This window comes from Halomonas sp. OfavH-34-E, from assembly GCF_024124525.1.
GTDB classification, from domain to species: Bacteria; Pseudomonadota; Gammaproteobacteria; order Pseudomonadales; family Halomonadaceae; genus Halomonas; species Halomonas litopenaei.
This window is the reverse complement of the sequence record NZ_JAMXRY010000077.1, coordinates 1-15,585: the sequence shown is the minus strand read 5'-3', so window position 1 is coordinate 15,585 and position 15,585 is coordinate 1. Positions and strand designations below refer to the sequence as shown.

Sequence of the window (15,585 nt, the reverse complement as noted above, 5' to 3'; positions counted from 1 at the left end):
CCAGGCCGCCCTCGGCGCGGCCCTGGGAGGCGCGGTTCTGGGCCGTCACCTGGGCCGCAAGTCATTGCTCGCCGGCGCGGTGGTCGGCAGCCTGCCGGACCTGGACGTGCTGATCGACTACGGCGACGCCGTGGCCAACGTCACCTACCACCGTGGCTTCAGTCATTCGCTCTTCGTATTGACGGGGCTCTCGCTGGTGCTGGCCGGGCTAGCTCAGCGACTGGCCGAGCGTCGGGCCAGACGCCCTGCACAGGGACTGGGCTTGAGCTTAAGCCCGGCACAGGGCCTGGGCTTGCAGCACCTTGGCTTGTTGCGCTGGTGGCTGTTCTTCTGGCTGTGCCTGGTGACCCATCCGCTGCTGGACTCGCTGACCACCTACGGCACCCAGCTGTGGTGGCCACTCGAGGTCACCGCGCCCAGCGCTACCCCGCTGGTGTTCATCATCGACCCGGCCTACACCCTGGCCTTGCTGGTCGCTCTGGTGATCGCACTGTGGCGTGGCCATCGGCCAGCGACCTTGCAACGCGCCGCCAGCTGGGGCCTGGTGATCTCGACGCTGTACCTGCTGCTGGCGCTGGGCGCGCGCGGCTGGGTCGATGCCAGGGCCGACGAGGCGCTCGACCGAGTGGACATGGCCGAGGCACCGCGCCTGATCCAGCCGGCGCCCTTCTCGATCCTGCTGTGGCGGGTCACCGCCGTGGACGGCGATCGCCACGCCGAGACGCTGATCGGCCTGCTCGACGGAGATACCCGCCCGGTCGTCGAACTGTTTCGACGCGGTACCGAACTCGAGGCTGCCGCCCTGGAGCTCGACAGCGGTCGCCGCCTGGCCTGGTTCGCTGGCCCCTTTGTGCGCTACGAGGTGGAGCGCAAGGGAGACGCCGAACGTCTGCTGGCCACCGACCTGCGCCTGGGCTTTCCCGGCTTCCATCCGTTTCGCTTCGCCCTGGCACAGCGCCAGGATGGCAACTGGCGCGCCCTGGAACCGACCCTGCAACTACCGATGAGCGCAAGCCAGCGCCCCATGGGGCAATTGTTCGAGCGCATGCTGTCACCACAGCCCGCGCTGTGTGTCGCTGACTTCGTCGATTCCCGCTGGCAGCTGGGCGCAGGCGACGACTGCGACGCTCGCTGACACCCGGCCGGGTGTCGGCCTCTTCCCTGAGCAACGATCACCATACGCAAGCCGCCGTGGCCAGGGCCACGGCGGCTTGCGAATCAGTGTCTTCAGACGTCGGGCGCGGCTTACAGCCTGGCGATCAGCGCCTCGATCTCGGCGTGGGCAGTGGTGAGGGCCGCTTCCTTGTGTTCGTCACCCATGCTGAGCCCTTCGGCAAACACCGTCTCGACCTCATTGATGCCGATCAGGCCCAGCATATGGCGCAGGTGCGGTGTCTGGGTATCCAGAGCACTACCGGCGTACTGACCGCCGCGAGCGCCCAGCACGATGGCACGCTTGCCCTCGAGCAGCCCCACCGGGCCATTCTCGGTATAGCGGAAGCTCTTGCCCGCGCGCAGGATACGGTCGAACCAGGCCTTGAGCTGGGAGGGAATGCCCAGGTTGTACAGCGGCACGGCGAGCACCAGCACGTCGTGGGCCTCGAGCTCGGCGAGACGCTCATCGGAGCGCGTCGCCAGCTCGCGCTGTGCCTCGCTGCGCTCTGCGTCCGCCACCTGCCAGCTGGACAGCTCCTCGAGGCCCAGGTGTGGCAAGTCGTCGGCGACCACGTCGCGATGGGTGATCTCGATATCGTCACGCTGGCGCGCCAGGCGCTCGAAGTGGCGTGCCAGCTGGGTGGACTGGCCCTGGTCGGCGAGGATGGATGAGGTGACAAGCAGTACGCGGGTCATGGCGAGCTCCTGTGGAAGATGATGTCTGCGCACAGTTTACCGCCAATAAAATTGTCGAAAAGCGAATAAATCTCGGAATATCTTTCGATAAAAACGAATAAAGCGCCGCTCGGCGCTTTATTCGCGTGTGCTGGCTACACAAGCCAAGGACGCTTTCGTCGGCTTGCCAAGCGCGTCCACGTCGCCCCCCGTCAGGGCGCGATGCCCTGCCCACACCCCTGCAGCTGACGTCCGTTGACGTTCAAGGTGACCTGGGCCGGCCAGGGCGTGCCCGCCATATCATCGAAGCAGGCACCGGCCTCGATGCGCAGCTCGAAGGGCGCATCGGCGCGGCCGCTTTCCAGGATCACTCGACCGGCACCGTTGTCCAGGGTGGTGACGCGATAGGGCAGGCTCACTTCACGCTCGCCGTAGTCCAGACTCATGTCAATGCGCGGCACGTCATTGGCCAGTTCGAGGTGCCAGCCTGGCTCGTTGCCCCGGGCCAGGAACATCACCCCGGGCTTGTCGCTGCGCCGCAGGGAGTCGCGGCGGGTACGGGCCTCGCACTCGAGCCGACCGCGGGAGCTCTTGATCACCGCCCGCTCACCAATGATATGGGCGCTGAGTTCCCCTCGCTGGTAACGCTCGCCCTGGTCCACCACCGCCTGGGGCAACTGCTCGGCACCGTGGGTGGTCCACAACCTGAGCGAATCCTCCTGGGTCGCCGAGACCATGTCCTGACTCGGCGAACAGCGCCAGCCAACGAAGGTAGCGCCATCACCGACAAAGTAGGCAGAGGGCAGCAGCGGCGCCTTCTGCTCCACCGGCGCATCGGTAAAGGAACCGCGCCGCTCCGCGCGATCGGTCTGCTCGCTGGCAGGACCGGGAGCGCTGGTAGTGGCGCACCCCACCAGTCCACTCAGCATCACGACAAGGAGGGGTGAGACGACAGCGGGACGACACATGACAGGCTCCTTCGATCACGACATCAGTACGATTCCGTGGCCCCGCCAGGTGCCGTCTGGCGTGTCCCTGTCGGGGCCTACTGGCGAAGCTTACCAGCCACATCGTCAAAAGGCGCGGCTCTGCCACCATGGGATCGCCCCCTCGCACAATCGACGAACTTTCAACCGCGCTTCCCGGCGTCATGGGCCCTCTAGTGCTGCGCGGTCGTCAGGCGTGGCGTCGACGCAGCTCCTTGGCGGCCTGGACCATATTGGCCAGCGCCGGCGTCACCTCATCCCACTGACGGGTCTTGAGGCCGCAGTCCGGGTTGACCCACAGCCGCTCCAGCGAGATGCGCTCGGCGGCCTTTTCCATCAGCGCCACCATCCAGTCCACCTCGGGCAGGTTCGGTGAATGGATGTCGTAGACCCCCGGTCCGATCTCGTTGGGATAGTCAAAGTCACGGAAGGCGTCGAGCAACTCCATGTCGGAGCGCGAGGTCTCGATGGTGATGACGTCGGCGTCCAGCTCGGCGATGGAGGCGATGATGTCGTTGAACTCGGAGTAGCACATGTGGGTGTGGATCTGGGTCGCGTCCGCTACACCGCTGGCCGACAGGCGGAACGCCTCCACCGCCCAGTCCAGATACTCCTGCCACTCGGCCTTGCGCAGCGGCAGCCCTTCCCGCAGCGCCGGCTCGTCGATCTGGATGGCGCGAATGCCTGCCGCCTCCAGGTCACACACCTCGTCACGCAGTGCCAGGGCGATCTGGCGGCAGGTGGTCGCGCGAGGCTGGTCATCGCGCACGAAGGCCCACTGCAGCATGGTCACCGGGCCGGTCAGCATGCCCTTCATCGGCGCCCCGGTCAGCGACTGGGCGTAGCGGCTCCACTCCACCGTCATCGGTGCTGGACGGCTCACGTCGCCGAACAGGATCGGTGGCTTGACGCAGCGTGACCCATAGCTCTGGACCCAGCCGAAGCGGGTGAAGGCGTAACCGTCGAGCTGCTCGCCGAAGTACTCGACCATGTCGTTACGCTCGGCCTCGCCGTGGACCAGCATGTCCAGGCCCAGCTCTTCCTGCAGCCGCACCGCCTGGGCGATCTCCTCGCGCATCCTGGTGTGGTAGTCGTCAGCGGACAGGCGTCCCGCCTTGTGGTCACGACGGGCAGCGCGAATCTCGGCGGTCTGGGGGAAGGAGCCGATGGTGGTGGTCGGAAACAGCGGCAGTCCGAGGGCGCGACGCTGCTGCTCGGCACGCTGCAGATAGGGGCTCGGGCGCTGGCTGTCGGCCTCGCCAAGCGCCGCCAGGCGTGCACCGACCTCGGGACGATGAATCCGTGGCGACTCACGCCGCGAGGCAATCGCCTGCACGCAAGCCGCCAGCAGCGCCTCATCTTCGGGTCGCACCCGGCCAGCGAGCAGTCTTGCCAGGGTCACGGTCTCGTCGAGCTTCTGGCGAGCGAAGGCCAGCCAGCTTCTGAACTCGGCGTCGAGCTCGGTCTCGCGCTCCAGGTCCACCGGCACATGCAGCAGCGAGCAGCTGGGGGCGATCCACAGACGCTCGCCCAGACGGCTGGCGGCGTTGGTCCACTGATCGCGCAGGGCAGCCAGATCGGCGCGCCAGATGTTGCGTCCGTCGATGACGCCCAGCGACAGCACCTTGTGAGGCAGCAGACGGTCGACCACCGTCTCGACCTCCTGTGGGGCACGCACGGCGTCCAGGTGCAGCCCCGCCACCGGCAGATTGACCGCCAGGGTCAGGTTGTCGCCGAGGCCGCCGAAGTAGTTGGCCACCAGCAGCTTGACCCCCGACCCCTGCAGATGATGGTAGGCACGTTCGAAGGCTACCTTCCAGTCGCCGGGCAGGTCCTGGGCCAGGGCCGGCTCGTCGAGCTGCACCCACTCCACACCCAGCTTGGCGAGTCTGGCGAACACCTCGGCGTAGACCGCCAGCACACCATCGAGCAGCGCCAGACGATCGAAGGACGACTCGCCCCGCTCCTTGCCGAGCCACAGCCAGGTCAGCGGCCCGACCAGTGCCACCTTGACCGCGTGCCCCTGCTGCTGCGCCTCGACGACCTCGTCGAACAGCCGCGTGCTGGCCAGGCGGAAGTCCTGCCCCTGGTGCAGTTCCGGTACCAGATAGTGATAGTTGGTATCGAAGTACTTGGTCATCTCGCAGGCGGCGGCGGGTTCTCCGCTGGGCGCGCGGCCCCGGGCCATGCGAAAGGCGGTGTCCAGATCGACTTCACCACGCTCGAGCTCGGCCTTGGCAGCAAAACGCGCCGGCACGGCACCCAGCAGCAGCGACACGTTGAGCACCTGGTCATAGAAGGCGAAGTCGCCCACCGTCACCAGGTCCAGTCCCGCCTCGCGCTGGTCCTGCCAGTGACGCTTGCGCAACTCGTGACCGGTGGCCTCCAGGCTGGCTCGATCGGCATCGCCCTTCCAGTAAGCTTCGGTGGCGCGCTTGAGCTCGCGGTCGGCACCGATGCGGGGATACCCCAGAATATGAGAAAAAGTCATGGTGATTCACCTTGATCATGAATGATACGACGAAGTGTCGCTGGCATCCGAAGGGTGAATCAAACTAAACTTCTTAATCTTTACTATGAAAGAAGCTCACGATAATGCTCGAACTCCGTCATCTGCGCACTCTGATAGCGCTGCGCGACGCCGGCTCCCTGGTGGAGGCCGCCGAACGGGTCCACCTGACCCAGTCGGCGCTGTCCCACCAGCTCAAGGATCTGGAGGAGCGTCTGGGCGGGCCACTGTTCCTGCGCAAGACCCGGCCGGTGGAGTTCACCCGGGCCGGGCTGCGCCTCTTGAACCTGGCCGAACAGATCCTGCCCCAGGTGCGCATGGCCGAGCGTGACCTGGCGCGCCTGGCCGGCAACGAGCAGGGCCGCCTGCACATGGCGATCGAGTGTCATAGCTGCTTTCAGTGGCTGATGCCCACCGTGGATCACTTCCGCGACCATTGGCCGGAGGTCGAGATCGACATCCCCGGCGGCCACCACTTCGATCCGCTGCCGGCGCTGGCCCGCGAGCAGCTCGATCTGGTGATCACCGCCGACCCCCAACCCCTGCCCGGCGTTCACTACGAGCCGCTGTTTCGCTACGAAGGCCTGCTCGCCGTGGCGCGTCAGCATGCCCTGGCCGGGCGCTCCCACGTCTCGCCCCAGGATCTGGCCGACCTGACCCTGATCACCTACCCGGTGGAACGTTCGCGTCTGGATGTGTTCACCCAGTTCCTCGACCCGGCCGGCGTCACCCCCAGGGAGGTGCGCACCGCCGAACTGACGATCATGATGATGCAACTGGTGGCCAGCGGTCGCGGAGTCTGTGCGCTGCCCAACTGGGCACTGACCGAGTACCTGGAGCGGGACTACGTCAAGGCCGTCGCGCTGGGCGAGGATGGTGTCTGGAGCACGCTCTTCGCCGCGATCCGCGAGGACACCCGGGAAGCCCCCTGGATGGTCGACTTTCTGCGCACCGCGCGGGAGACGTCCTTTGCGGTGCTGGAAGGGATCAAGCCGGCCTGAGGCGAGATCAGCGGGGGCGTGACGCAGTGAGTTCGTATGGTGGTCTCAGACCCGGCGGGGGATGATCAGCGAGAAGCGCGCGCCCTTCAGGCCGGGGCTCTCGTCCACGCTGACGGTGCCGCCGTGCCAGGCCATCACCTTCTGCACGATGGACAGCCCCAGCCCGTAGCCGCCGGAGCGGCGGGTTCGGCTGTCGTCCAGGCGGGCGAAGGGCTTGAAGATATCCTGGCGCGCCTCCGGCGGCACCCCTTCCCCATCGTCCTCCACGTCGACCCGCACCTGGTTGGGTTCGTCGAGCAGGCTGACCTTGACCCGGGTGCGGGCGTGGCGGCAGGCGTTGGCCACCAGGTTCTGGGTGGCCCGCTGCAGATAGCGGGAATCGGCGTGGACCTCGATCTCCGGCCCCGCAGACAGACGCACGTCAAGATTGCCGTGCAACGGCATCAGGGAGTCGATCACCCGCTCGCAGATGTCACGCAGCTCCACCGGTTCGGGCGAAGCTTCGACACCGTGGATGGTCTCGCTGTCGAGGCGCGCATAGGTGAGGATTTCGTCGATCAGATCGTCGAGTTCGTCGATGTCGCTGTCGACCCCCTGCAACTGGCGCCTGACCAGGGCGTCCTCGGACATGTCCTCGACCATCTGCACCGCAAAGCGAATCCTCGCCACCGGCGTCCTGAGTTCGTGGGACACTGCCCGGATCATGTCCTGCTGGGCCCGCAACAGCGACTGCACCTGGGAGGCCATGCCGTTGAAGGCCATGCCGACACGCCCGAGAAAGTCGCCGCTCTCGACCTTGACCCGGGTATCGAGGCGACCGCTGGCAAGCCGGGTGGCAGCCATCTCGAGTCGCGCCATGCGCGCCTCGATACCCCGCACGATCAGGTAGATGACGATCGCCAGTGCGCCCATCAGCAGCACCAGCATCGACGCCAACAGCGCCGGCGGAAGCGCCTCGTAGCTGGCCATCGGCCCTACCGTCAGCCAGAAGGGGGCTTCGCCGGGCGGCGTCACCTGCATGAACAGCACCACCGACCAGTGCTCGGGCAGTAGCTGCATCATCACCTCGCCACCGGCCAGGCGGTTGCGCTGACGTGGCTCGAGGATATCCGGAGGGGACTGGCTGATCGATACCGGCAGATCGCCACGGGTCATGCTGTCGATGCTCGCCTGGCGCGCCCCCGCCGGCAGGCTGGCGAGCCATTCCCCGCTGAGCTGGGTCAGGCCCCGCAACTGGCGCTCCGACATGCCGGACAGCGACACCTGCAGGACCGCGCCACCGGCGGGCATCAGCCGCCAGAAGCGCCACTCATGGGGACTGTCACGCCCGACCAGCACGCCGCCGCGCTGCAGTCGAAGACGGGTGAAGTAGCTCGGCGACAGCGACGACAGGGGCACGATCGACATCGACATGTCCAGCGCCTCGGACTTCTCGGCCATCCACTCACGCCGCTCGCCCCGCGGCATGCTGTCGATCATCGTCGCCAACAGGTGCATGGGCGCCTCGGCCAGCTGTTCGCGATAGTGCTCGATGCGCACCTTGTCGATCAGCGTCATGCCCACCATCGCCACGCCGAGCGCCAGCACCAGGGTCGCCGCCAGCATGACGTAGACCCGCAGGAAGGTACTGTCGGCCAGGGCGCGACGCATGGGTTCAGCTGTCCTTCACGAACAGATAGCCCTTGCTCCTGACCGTCTTGATGCGGTGCGGATGATGGGGGTCATCGCCTATCTTGGGCCGAATCCGCGACACCCGCACGTCGATGGAGCGGTCCTGGCCGTCGTAGCGGATGCCACGCAACTGGGAAAAGATTTCTTCGCGGGTCAGCACCCTACCGGCGTGGCTGGCCAGCAGCCACAAGAGGTCGAACTCGGCGCTGGTCAGATCGATACGCTCGCCCTTGAGCCAGGCCTCGCGGGTGGCGTTGTCGATTTCCAGGTCCTGGAACGTCAAGCGGCTTTCGCCACTGACCTCGGCTCCGTCAAGACGACGCAGCAGGGCACGCATGCGTGCCAGCAGTACCCGCGGCTGCACCGGCTTCGGCACATAATCGTCGGCGCCCATCTCGAGCCCCAGGACCTGATCCATGTCGTCGGTCCGGGCGGTCAGCATCAGGATCGGACCACCGTAGTCGCTGCGAACTCGACGACAGATCGACAGACCATCCTCGCCCGGCAGCATCAGATCCAGAATCACCAGATCCGGCTGCAGCGACAGAATACGATCGACGCCGCGACCGCCGTCATCCTCCAGGCTCACTCGGAAGCCGTTGGCTTCGAGGTAGTCCCGCGTCAGACCAGCGAGACGCTCATCATCTTCGATGATAAGTACGTGATCCTGTTCTCGTTGCTCTGAACGTTCTTCCATAGGGGGTCTCATTCCTTTTGGCGAATGCCGGGCATTATCCAACCTGGCCGAATGACTGGTGCTGAGCAATGTCACACGCGATAACACAAGGATACCCGAATTTTGCGCTGTCGCCTGCCCTCGCCCTGATGCGCATCAAGGCCGCCACCACGGCGTCCACGCCGGTTGTGCCCAGTTGCCCCCTTGATGACCACACCTCATCCACAGACTTATCCACTTGATGACGGGCAAGAAGCACACTATCTTGTGTCCGAATATCCAGAGAGACACCACATCATGTGTCTCTAGCAATATCACAGAAGCCTGTCAACTGCCTCTTTCTCGCAGTTGGTCACGCCTGTTTTCACGACTTTTTTTACCTCATAGGGAGCCTCGGCGCCATGGATACCCTCGCTAGCCCGGACCGACCGTCCGTCTCCGTCACCGCCCCCGACACGCTGCGCGTGATCAAGCGCACCGGGGACGTGGTGCCCTTCGACGCCGGCAAGATCGCCGTGGCCATCAGCAAGGCATTCATCGCCGTCGAGGGGGACAATGCCGCCACCTCCAGCCGGGTCCGTGACTTCGTCAAGGAATCCGCCGAGGCCATCGAGCAGACCTTTGCCCGTCGCCTGGCCGACGGTGGCACCGTGCACATCGAGGATATTCAGGACCAGGTCGAGCTGGCGCTGATGCGCAGCGGCGAGCAGAAGGTCGCCCGCGCCTACGTGCTGTACCGCGAGGAACACGCCCGCGCCCGCGAGGAAAGCGGCATCGAGAAGCCGCACCCGACCCTCAACGTCACCGCCGCCGACGGCAGCCGTCGTCCGCTGGACCTGGGGCGTATCGAGACCCTGGTGTTCGACGCCTGCGAAGGCCTCGAGAACGTCGACCCCAACAAGATCGTCCAGGACTCGCTGAAGAACCTGTACGACGGCGTGACCATCGATGGCGTGTCCCAGGCGCTGATGATGACCGCCCGCACCCTGGTCGAGAAGGACCCGAACTACACCTACGTCACCGCTCGTCTGCTGCAGGACAACCTGCGCCGCGAGGCGCTGTCGTTCCTCGACGTGGCCGAGGACGCCACCTACGGCGACATGGCCGAGCTCTACAAGCCGGCCTTCGTGCGCTACGTCGAGCGCGGCATCGAGTTCGAACAGCTCGACCCCGAGCTTGCCAACTTCGACCTGGAACGTCTGGGCGAGGCGCTCGACCACAGCCGCGACAACCAGTTCACCTACCTGGGCCTGCAGACCCTGTACGACCGCTACTTCATCCACCGCGATGACGTGCGCTACGAGCTGCCCCAGGTGATGTTCATGCGCGTGGCCATGGGCCTTGCGCTGAACGAGGACGACCGCGAGACGCGGGCCATCGAGTTCTACGAGCTGCTCTCCAGCTTCGACTACATGGCCTCCACCCCGACCCTGTTCAACGCGGGCACCGTGCGCAGCCAGCTCTCCAGCTGCTACCTGACCACCGTGCCGGATGACCTCGAGAGCATCTACGGCGCGATCCGCGACAACGCCATGCTGTCCAAGTGGGCCGGCGGCCTCGGCAACGACTGGACCCCGGTGCGTGCGCTGGGCTCCTACATCAAGGGCACCAACGGCAAGTCCCAGGGTGTGGTCCCCTTCCTCAAGGTGGTCAACGACACCGCCGTCGCGGTCAACCAGGGCGGCAAGCGCAAGGGTGCCGTCTGCGCCTACCTCGAGACCTGGCACCTGGATGTCGAGGAATTCCTCGAGCTGCGCAAGAACACCGGCGATGACCGTCGTCGTACCCATGACATGAACACCGCCAACTGGGTGCCGGACCTGTTCATGAAGCGGGTGTTCAATGACGAGGAGTGGACCCTGTTCTCGCCGTCCACCTGCCCGGACCTGCATGACCTGTACGGCGTGGCCTTCGAGAAGCGCTATGCCGAGTACGAGGAGATGACCCGCAACGGTCAGCTCAAGCTGTTCAAGCGGGTCAAGGCCAAGGACCTGTGGCGCAAGATGCTGTCGATGCTGTTCGAGACCGGCCATCCCTGGATCACCTTCAAGGATGCCTGCAACATTCGCAGCCCCCAGAGCCATGCCGGCGTGGTCCACAGCTCCAACCTGTGCACCGAGATCACCCTCAACACCTCGCCCGACGAGATCGCGGTGTGCAACCTGGGCTCGATCAACCTGGCGCAGCACGTGGTCGACGGCGAGCTCGACAACGACAAGCTCAAGAAGACCGTGCGCACCGCGGTGCGGATGCTCGACAACGTCATCGACATCAACTATTACGCGGTGCCCCAGGCGCGCAACTCCAACTTCAAGCACCGCCCGGTGGGCCTTGGCCTGATGGGCTTCCAGGACGCGCTGTACGCCCAGGGCATCGCCTACGCCAGCGGCGAGGCGGTGGCCTTTGCCGACCGCTCCATGGAGCTGATCAGCTACCACGCCATCGAGGCCTCCAGCGACCTGGCCGCCGAGCGCGGACGCTACGAGAGCTTCGAGGGCTCGCTGTGGAGCCAGGGCGTGCTGCCGATCGACTCCGTCGACAAGCTCAAGGCCGAGCGTGGCGAGCAGTACATCGAGGTCGACACCAGCCAGACCCAGGACTGGGATCGCATCCGTGACAAGGTGCGCAGCCAGGGCATGCGCAACTCCAACGTGATGGCCATCGCCCCCACCGCGACCATCTCGAACATCTGCGGCGTGACCCAGTCGATCGAGCCGACCTATCAGAACCTGTTCGTGAAATCGAACCTGTCCGGCGAGTTCACCGTGGTCAACTCCTGGATGGTCAACGACCTCAAGGAACGCGGCCTGTGGGACGAGGTCATGATCAACGACCTCAAGTACTACGACGGCAGCGTCCAGCCCATCGACCGCATCCCGGACGACCTCAAGGCCAAGTACGCCACCGCCTTCGAGGTCGAGCCCAAGTGGCTGGTCGAAGCCGCCGCACGGCGCCAGAAGTGGATCGACCAGGCCCAGTCGCTGAATCTCTACATCCAGGGCGTGTCCGGCAAGAAGCTCGACGTGACCTACCGCATGGCGTGGTTCCGTGGCCTCAAGACCACCTACTACCTGCGCGCCCTCGGCGCCACTTCGGTGGAGAAGTCCACGGTGGACCGCGGCAAGCTCAACGCCGTCTCCAACGGCACCGCACCCCAGGCGGCCGCACCGGCGCCGGCACCCGCAGCCGAAGAGCCCCGCGGCATCGACGACTTCCTCAAGGGCAAGGGTGGCCAGCGTCCGCCGTCCGCCGGGGAAATCGACGAGCTGGGCTGCGAGGCCTGCCAGTAACACCGGCGACAACGCCATGACGGACGTGCGGGCCAGGCCCGCACACCTCGCCCCGGCACCGCCGGGGCCACCAGACAACCCCACGCCGACGCCAGGCGCGTCGGCCGATCAGATGATCGGGAGACCGCAACAATGCTGAACTGGGACGAGTTCCACGAGGACGACACCGCCACCGCAGAAGTACCTGAGCCGAAGAAGGCACCCGAGCCGACCCCGGCTCCGGCTGCCGAGGCAACGGATGAGGTGCGCGAAAGCGCCGGCAACTACCAGGCTGCCGACCAGGACCGCATGGCCCGGGCACGCAAGTCGCTGGAAGAACTCGACGTGGCCGCCGGCCTCGAGGAACTCGAGATGGGCGCCGCCCGGATCGAGGTCGACGACAAGAAGATGATCAACGCCCGTGCGGACCTGAACCAGCTGGTGCCGTTCAAGTACGAGTGGGCCTGGCAGAAGTACCTGGACGGCAGTGCCAACCACTGGATGCCCCAGGAAGTGAACATGAACGCGGACATCGCGCTGTGGAAGAGCAACGACGGCCTGACCGCCGACGAGCGCCGCATCGTCGAACGTTCACTGGGCTACTTCTCCACCGCCGACTCGCTGGTCGCCAACAACCTGGTGCTGGCGCTGTATCGCCTGATCACCAACCCGGAGTGCCGCCAGTACCTGCTGCGCCAGGCCTTCGAGGAAGCGATCCACACCCACGCCTACCAGTACTGCGTGGAGTCGCTGGGCATGGATGAGGGCGAAGTCTTCAACATGTACCGCGAGGTCCCGTCGGTGGCCGCCAAGTCCGCCTGGAGCCTCAAGCACACCCAGTCGCTGGCGCGCCCGGACTTCCAGACCGGCACCGTCGAGACCGACCAGGAGCTGCTGCGTAACCTGATCGCCTTCTACTGTGTCACCGAAGGCATCTTCTTCTACTGCGGTTTCAGCCAGATCCTGTCCATGGGCCGGCGCAACAAGATGACCGGCGTGGCCGAGCAGTTCCAGTACATCCTGCGCGACGAGTCGATGCACCTGAACTTCGGTGTCGACATGATCAACCAGATCAAGATCGAGAACCCGAACCTGTGGACCCCGGAGTTCCAGGACGAGGTCACCCAGATGATCCTCGAGGGTACCGAGCTCGAGATCAGCTACGCCCGCGACACCATGCCCCGCGGCGTGCTGGGCATGAACGCGGCGATCATGGAGGAGTACCTGCACTTCATCTGCAACCGTCGCCTGGCCCAGATCGGCCTGAAGGAGCAGTTCCCGGGTGCCCAGAACCCCTTCCCGTGGATGAGCGAAATCATCGATCTGCGCAAGGAGAAGAACTTCTTCGAGACCCGCGTCACCGAGTATCAGGTCGGCGGCGCGCTGAGCTGGGATTGATCGAGACGACGCCCGGGCCTGACGGCTCGGGCGTCTTTCCTTCACTCCACCGACAACCCCACCAGGGAATGGCGACACCACCAATGTTCTGACGTGATTTCAGGAGGGCAACAGCATGGCTGTTTCCAATGGAAGACCCCAGCAGCATGACACCCGCGCCTGGCAGTCCGCCCTGGACCGGGCTCTGGCCGCCCACGGCGGCGAACGCGCCCTGGCCCGCTACGACCACCTGGCCCACGCCTTTCCTTCCCCCGAGTACGATCCCCGCGACGAGCACCACCCGCACCTCAACCTGGACGCTTTGAAGCGCTGGGCGCTCTATCGCGGCTGGCGGGCGCAGCCCGATACCGACCGCATGAGCACGGCCAGTACCCCACCGATCTGCTTTACCCGCTTGTCGCGCCATCGCGTCAGGAGTCATTGACGACAGCCTCACTGGCATAAAAATGCGCAAGGCCCGTCACCGGGTCTTGCGTGTATCGAGCGCTCTGCCGGCGTCATCGGCGTCTTCAGGCAAGCCCTAGCGGCTGACCAGCAACCTCGCTTTGGGCTCCACCCTGATCACATCCTGCAGCGCACTGCGCATGGCCTCGCCGGAGCAGGCCGCCGCGCGGCAGAACTGCAGCGCGATTTCATCATCGTGGGCCCTGCCGACCAGGGCGTCGCGGCAGCCGTCGTCACACAGCCGCTCGGCGAGATCCTCGGGGTTCACCCCTCGGGGCAGTCGAAAACGTAGTTCGAAATCGTGTTCTTTCATGACTGGCGTCCTCCTTGAAGACCGACGTTATTGTCGAACGCCGAGGCCAGTTTGAAAGACGCGCCTGAGGCTCCCTATTGTCCCAAGGATACAGTCGCCCGGCTGGGTATCAGTCCGACGCCCGGGACGACCTTCTACGCCCAATCCAGCCGCTGCCGATCAGCATCCCAAGGGTGATCAGCACCGCCGCCCCGGCAAGCCACAGGGTAGGCGCGGCGAAGCCGGTCACCACCAGCACCAGGGTCGACAGCAGCGGCGTGAAGTAGGCCAGCAGACCCAGCAGCCGCAGGTCCCCCTGCTTGACCCCGATATCCCAGGTAAAGAAGGCGCTGCCCACCGGGCCCAGGCCAAGAGCGATGATACCGAACCAGTCGCTGCCCTGGGGCCAGCGGCCGGGTTCGAAGGCCAGATGACACGCTGCCGCCAGTATCGCGGTGACCAGACAGAAGCCCCCCACCGCGGCGGTGGGTACCGTGCGGGTGGCCCGGGACAGCACCGAATAGCCGCTCCAGACGAAGGCACAGGCGAAGGCGGCGGCGTAGCCCAGGAGGCTACCGCCGGCGTCGACGTCTCCGCCGATCAACAGCACCGCCCCGCCGAAACCGAGCAGGCTACCGACCACGTGAAACCCGCGCAGGCGCTCGCCGGGTAGCAGAGCGACAAACAGCACGATCAACAGCGGCCAGAGATAGCTGATCAGGCCGGCGTTGGCCGGCGGCGCGTTCTGCTGGGCGATAAAATAGAGGGCGTGGTAGCCGAACAGCCCGCCGACGCCCAGCGCCCAGACCAGCGGTGGCTGGCGCATCGGCGCCAGCACCGCCTCGCCGCGCAGGCACTGATAGACCACAAAGCACACAAAGGCCACGCCGAACGCCAGGGCGGTGAGCAGAAACGGTGGCACGGGCCCCGACAACTGGGTAAAGAGGGCCAGCATGGCCCAATTGAGCACCGTGGTGGCACCGATCCAGGTGGCGCGCCTACGCGAGATGTCGACCGCGTCGGAGGATGCCCCCGCCTGGGCAGAGGAAGAAGATGAAGAAGAGGAAGAGCGCATAAAGACCTCCAGAGCACCGAGGTCTCGAGTGTGGGCCAGCCGCCCACACTAGGTCTTGTACGATTCTGACCTGTTGTGCGTGGCGGTTGCGGCTTGACGCCGCCAGGCGCCGGGAGAAACGTCATGGGCCTCGCGGAAGACGCGGGAAAAGTGGGCGGCGTCGTGGAACCCGCAGACCAGCGCGACCTCGCTGAGGGCCATGGCCGAGCCGGAACGAGTCCGGGTGACCAGCAATTGTCGCGCCAGGGCCAGCCGCTCACGACGCAGCCAGACCGCCGGCGGCACTCCGAGCAGCTCACGAAACTGACGGGCGAAGACCGCCTCGGACAGGTGGCACAGCGCCGCCATCTCCTTGACGCGCCAGGGGTGGGCCAGCTCGCCGCGTAGCCTTGGCAGCAGCTGGAGCAGACGCAGACGCGGCGCAGGGAGCGGCC

13 protein-coding genes are annotated in these 15,585 nt (G+C 65.8%); 5 read left to right on the top strand and 8 right to left on the bottom strand.

Translation table 11 applies throughout. The features are described from left to right. A partial coding sequence (locus NH448_RS22050; protein WP_253029477.1) for a metal-dependent hydrolase occupies window positions 1-1,135 on the top strand: 1,135 nt, incomplete at its 5' end. Window positions 1,136-1,245: 110 nt separating this feature from the next. On the opposite strand, the gene NH448_RS22045 is transcribed toward NH448_RS22050, so the two are convergent. From NH448_RS22045 to metE, 3 genes are all read right to left on the bottom strand, one after another. Beyond that, a complete protein-coding gene (locus tag NH448_RS22045; RefSeq protein WP_124803524.1) occupies window positions 1,246-1,851 on the bottom strand; it encodes an NAD(P)H-dependent oxidoreductase in 606 nt (201 codons plus the stop codon). 191 nt (window positions 1,852-2,042) lie between these two features. Beyond that, the gene (locus tag NH448_RS22040) at window positions 2,043-2,798 is read right to left on the bottom strand and encodes a C-type lysozyme, inhibitor (RefSeq protein WP_124803526.1); all 756 of its coding nucleotides are present in this window, start codon (window positions 2,796-2,798) and stop codon (window positions 2,043-2,045) included. Window positions 2,799-3,006: 208 nt separating this feature from the next. Beyond that, the gene (gene metE / locus NH448_RS22035) at window positions 3,007-5,307 is read right to left on the bottom strand and encodes a 5-methyltetrahydropteroyltriglutamate--homocysteine S-methyltransferase (protein ID WP_253029476.1); all 2,301 of its coding nucleotides are present in this window, start codon (window positions 5,305-5,307) and stop codon (window positions 3,007-3,009) included. Window positions 5,308-5,411: 104 nt separating this feature from the next. Between metE and NH448_RS22030 the strand changes: the two genes are divergently transcribed. Next, a complete protein-coding gene (locus NH448_RS22030; RefSeq protein WP_045991224.1) occupies window positions 5,412-6,326 on the top strand; it encodes a LysR family transcriptional regulator in 915 nt (304 codons plus the stop codon). Between the two features lie 45 nt (window positions 6,327-6,371). Here NH448_RS22030 and NH448_RS22025 read toward each other — a convergent pair whose 3' ends face one another. Both NH448_RS22025 and NH448_RS22020 read right to left on the bottom strand, forming a co-directional pair. Further along, complete coding sequence (locus NH448_RS22025; protein WP_222516089.1) at window positions 6,372-7,976, bottom strand: ATP-binding protein; 1,605 nt, start codon at window positions 7,974-7,976, stop codon at window positions 6,372-6,374. A 4-nt stretch (window positions 7,977-7,980) separates the two neighbouring features. Next, complete coding sequence (locus NH448_RS22020; protein ID WP_083970186.1) at window positions 7,981-8,694, bottom strand: winged helix-turn-helix domain-containing protein; 714 nt, start codon at window positions 8,692-8,694, stop codon at window positions 7,981-7,983. A gap of 380 nt (window positions 8,695-9,074) precedes the next feature. Here NH448_RS22020 and NH448_RS22015 point away from each other — a divergent pair, with 380 nt between their 5' ends. The 3 genes from NH448_RS22015 to NH448_RS22005 all read left to right on the top strand — a co-directional run bounded on the left by NH448_RS22015 (window position 9,075) and on the right by NH448_RS22005 (window position 13,764). Beyond that, window positions 9,075-11,963: a ribonucleoside-diphosphate reductase subunit alpha gene (locus tag NH448_RS22015; RefSeq protein ID WP_253029475.1), complete on the top strand. Its 2,889-nt coding sequence runs from the start codon at window positions 9,075-9,077 to the stop codon at window positions 11,961-11,963. A 132-nt stretch (window positions 11,964-12,095) separates the two neighbouring features. Continuing rightward, window positions 12,096-13,340 carry a ribonucleotide-diphosphate reductase subunit beta gene (locus NH448_RS22010; protein ID WP_124803534.1) on the top strand — a complete coding sequence of 415 codons (1,245 nt, stop codon included), beginning with the start codon at window positions 12,096-12,098 and terminating at the stop codon, window positions 13,338-13,340. Window positions 13,341-13,455: 115 nt separating this feature from the next. Next, window positions 13,456-13,764, top strand: a complete 309-nt coding sequence (locus NH448_RS22005; RefSeq protein ID WP_045991229.1) for a hypothetical protein — start codon at window positions 13,456-13,458, stop codon at window positions 13,762-13,764. Between the two features lie 96 nt (window positions 13,765-13,860). Here NH448_RS22005 and NH448_RS22000 read toward each other — a convergent pair whose 3' ends face one another. From NH448_RS22000 to NH448_RS21990, 3 genes are all read right to left on the bottom strand, one after another. Continuing rightward, a complete protein-coding gene (locus NH448_RS22000) occupies window positions 13,861-14,097 on the bottom strand; it encodes a hypothetical protein (protein WP_045991287.1) in 237 nt (78 codons plus the stop codon). A gap of 109 nt (window positions 14,098-14,206) precedes the next feature. Next, on the bottom strand, window positions 14,207-15,151 hold the full coding sequence (locus NH448_RS21995; RefSeq protein ID WP_253029474.1) for an EamA family transporter: 945 nt from the start codon (window positions 15,149-15,151) through the stop codon (window positions 14,207-14,209). Between the two features lie 48 nt (window positions 15,152-15,199). Then, window positions 15,200-15,585 (bottom strand): AraC family transcriptional regulator (locus tag NH448_RS21990; protein WP_253029473.1); only part of this gene is annotated, 386 nt, incomplete at its 5' end.

What these genes read in the sequence shown, in the direction of transcription:
- NH448_RS22045 (WP_124803524.1), bottom strand. Translation starts at nt 1,851, where the DNA reads ATGACCCGCGTACTGCTTGTCACCTCATCCATCCTCGCCGACCAGGGC.
- NH448_RS22040 (WP_124803526.1), bottom strand. Translation starts at nt 2,798, where the DNA reads ATGTGTCGTCCCGCTGTCGTCTCACCCCTCCTTGTCGTGATGCTGAGT.
- metE (WP_253029476.1), bottom strand. Translation starts at nt 5,307, where the DNA reads ATGACTTTTTCTCATATTCTGGGGTATCCCCGCATCGGTGCCGACCGC.
- NH448_RS22030 (WP_045991224.1), top strand. Translation starts at nt 5,412, where the DNA reads ATGCTCGAACTCCGTCATCTGCGCACTCTGATAGCGCTGCGCGACGCC.
- NH448_RS22025 (WP_222516089.1), bottom strand. Translation starts at nt 7,976, where the DNA reads ATGCGTCGCGCCCTGGCCGACAGTACCTTCCTGCGGGTCTACGTCATG.
- NH448_RS22020 (WP_083970186.1), bottom strand. Translation starts at nt 8,694, where the DNA reads ATGGAAGAACGTTCAGAGCAACGAGAACAGGATCACGTACTTATCATC.
- NH448_RS22015 (WP_253029475.1), top strand. Translation starts at nt 9,075, where the DNA reads ATGGATACCCTCGCTAGCCCGGACCGACCGTCCGTCTCCGTCACCGCC.
- NH448_RS22010 (WP_124803534.1), top strand. Translation starts at nt 12,096, where the DNA reads ATGCTGAACTGGGACGAGTTCCACGAGGACGACACCGCCACCGCAGAA.
- NH448_RS22005 (WP_045991229.1), top strand. Translation starts at nt 13,456, where the DNA reads ATGGCTGTTTCCAATGGAAGACCCCAGCAGCATGACACCCGCGCCTGG.
- NH448_RS22000 (WP_045991287.1), bottom strand. Translation starts at nt 14,097, where the DNA reads ATGAAAGAACACGATTTCGAACTACGTTTTCGACTGCCCCGAGGGGTG.
- NH448_RS21995 (WP_253029474.1), bottom strand. Translation starts at nt 15,151, where the DNA reads ATGCGCTCTTCCTCTTCTTCATCTTCTTCCTCTGCCCAGGCGGGGGCA.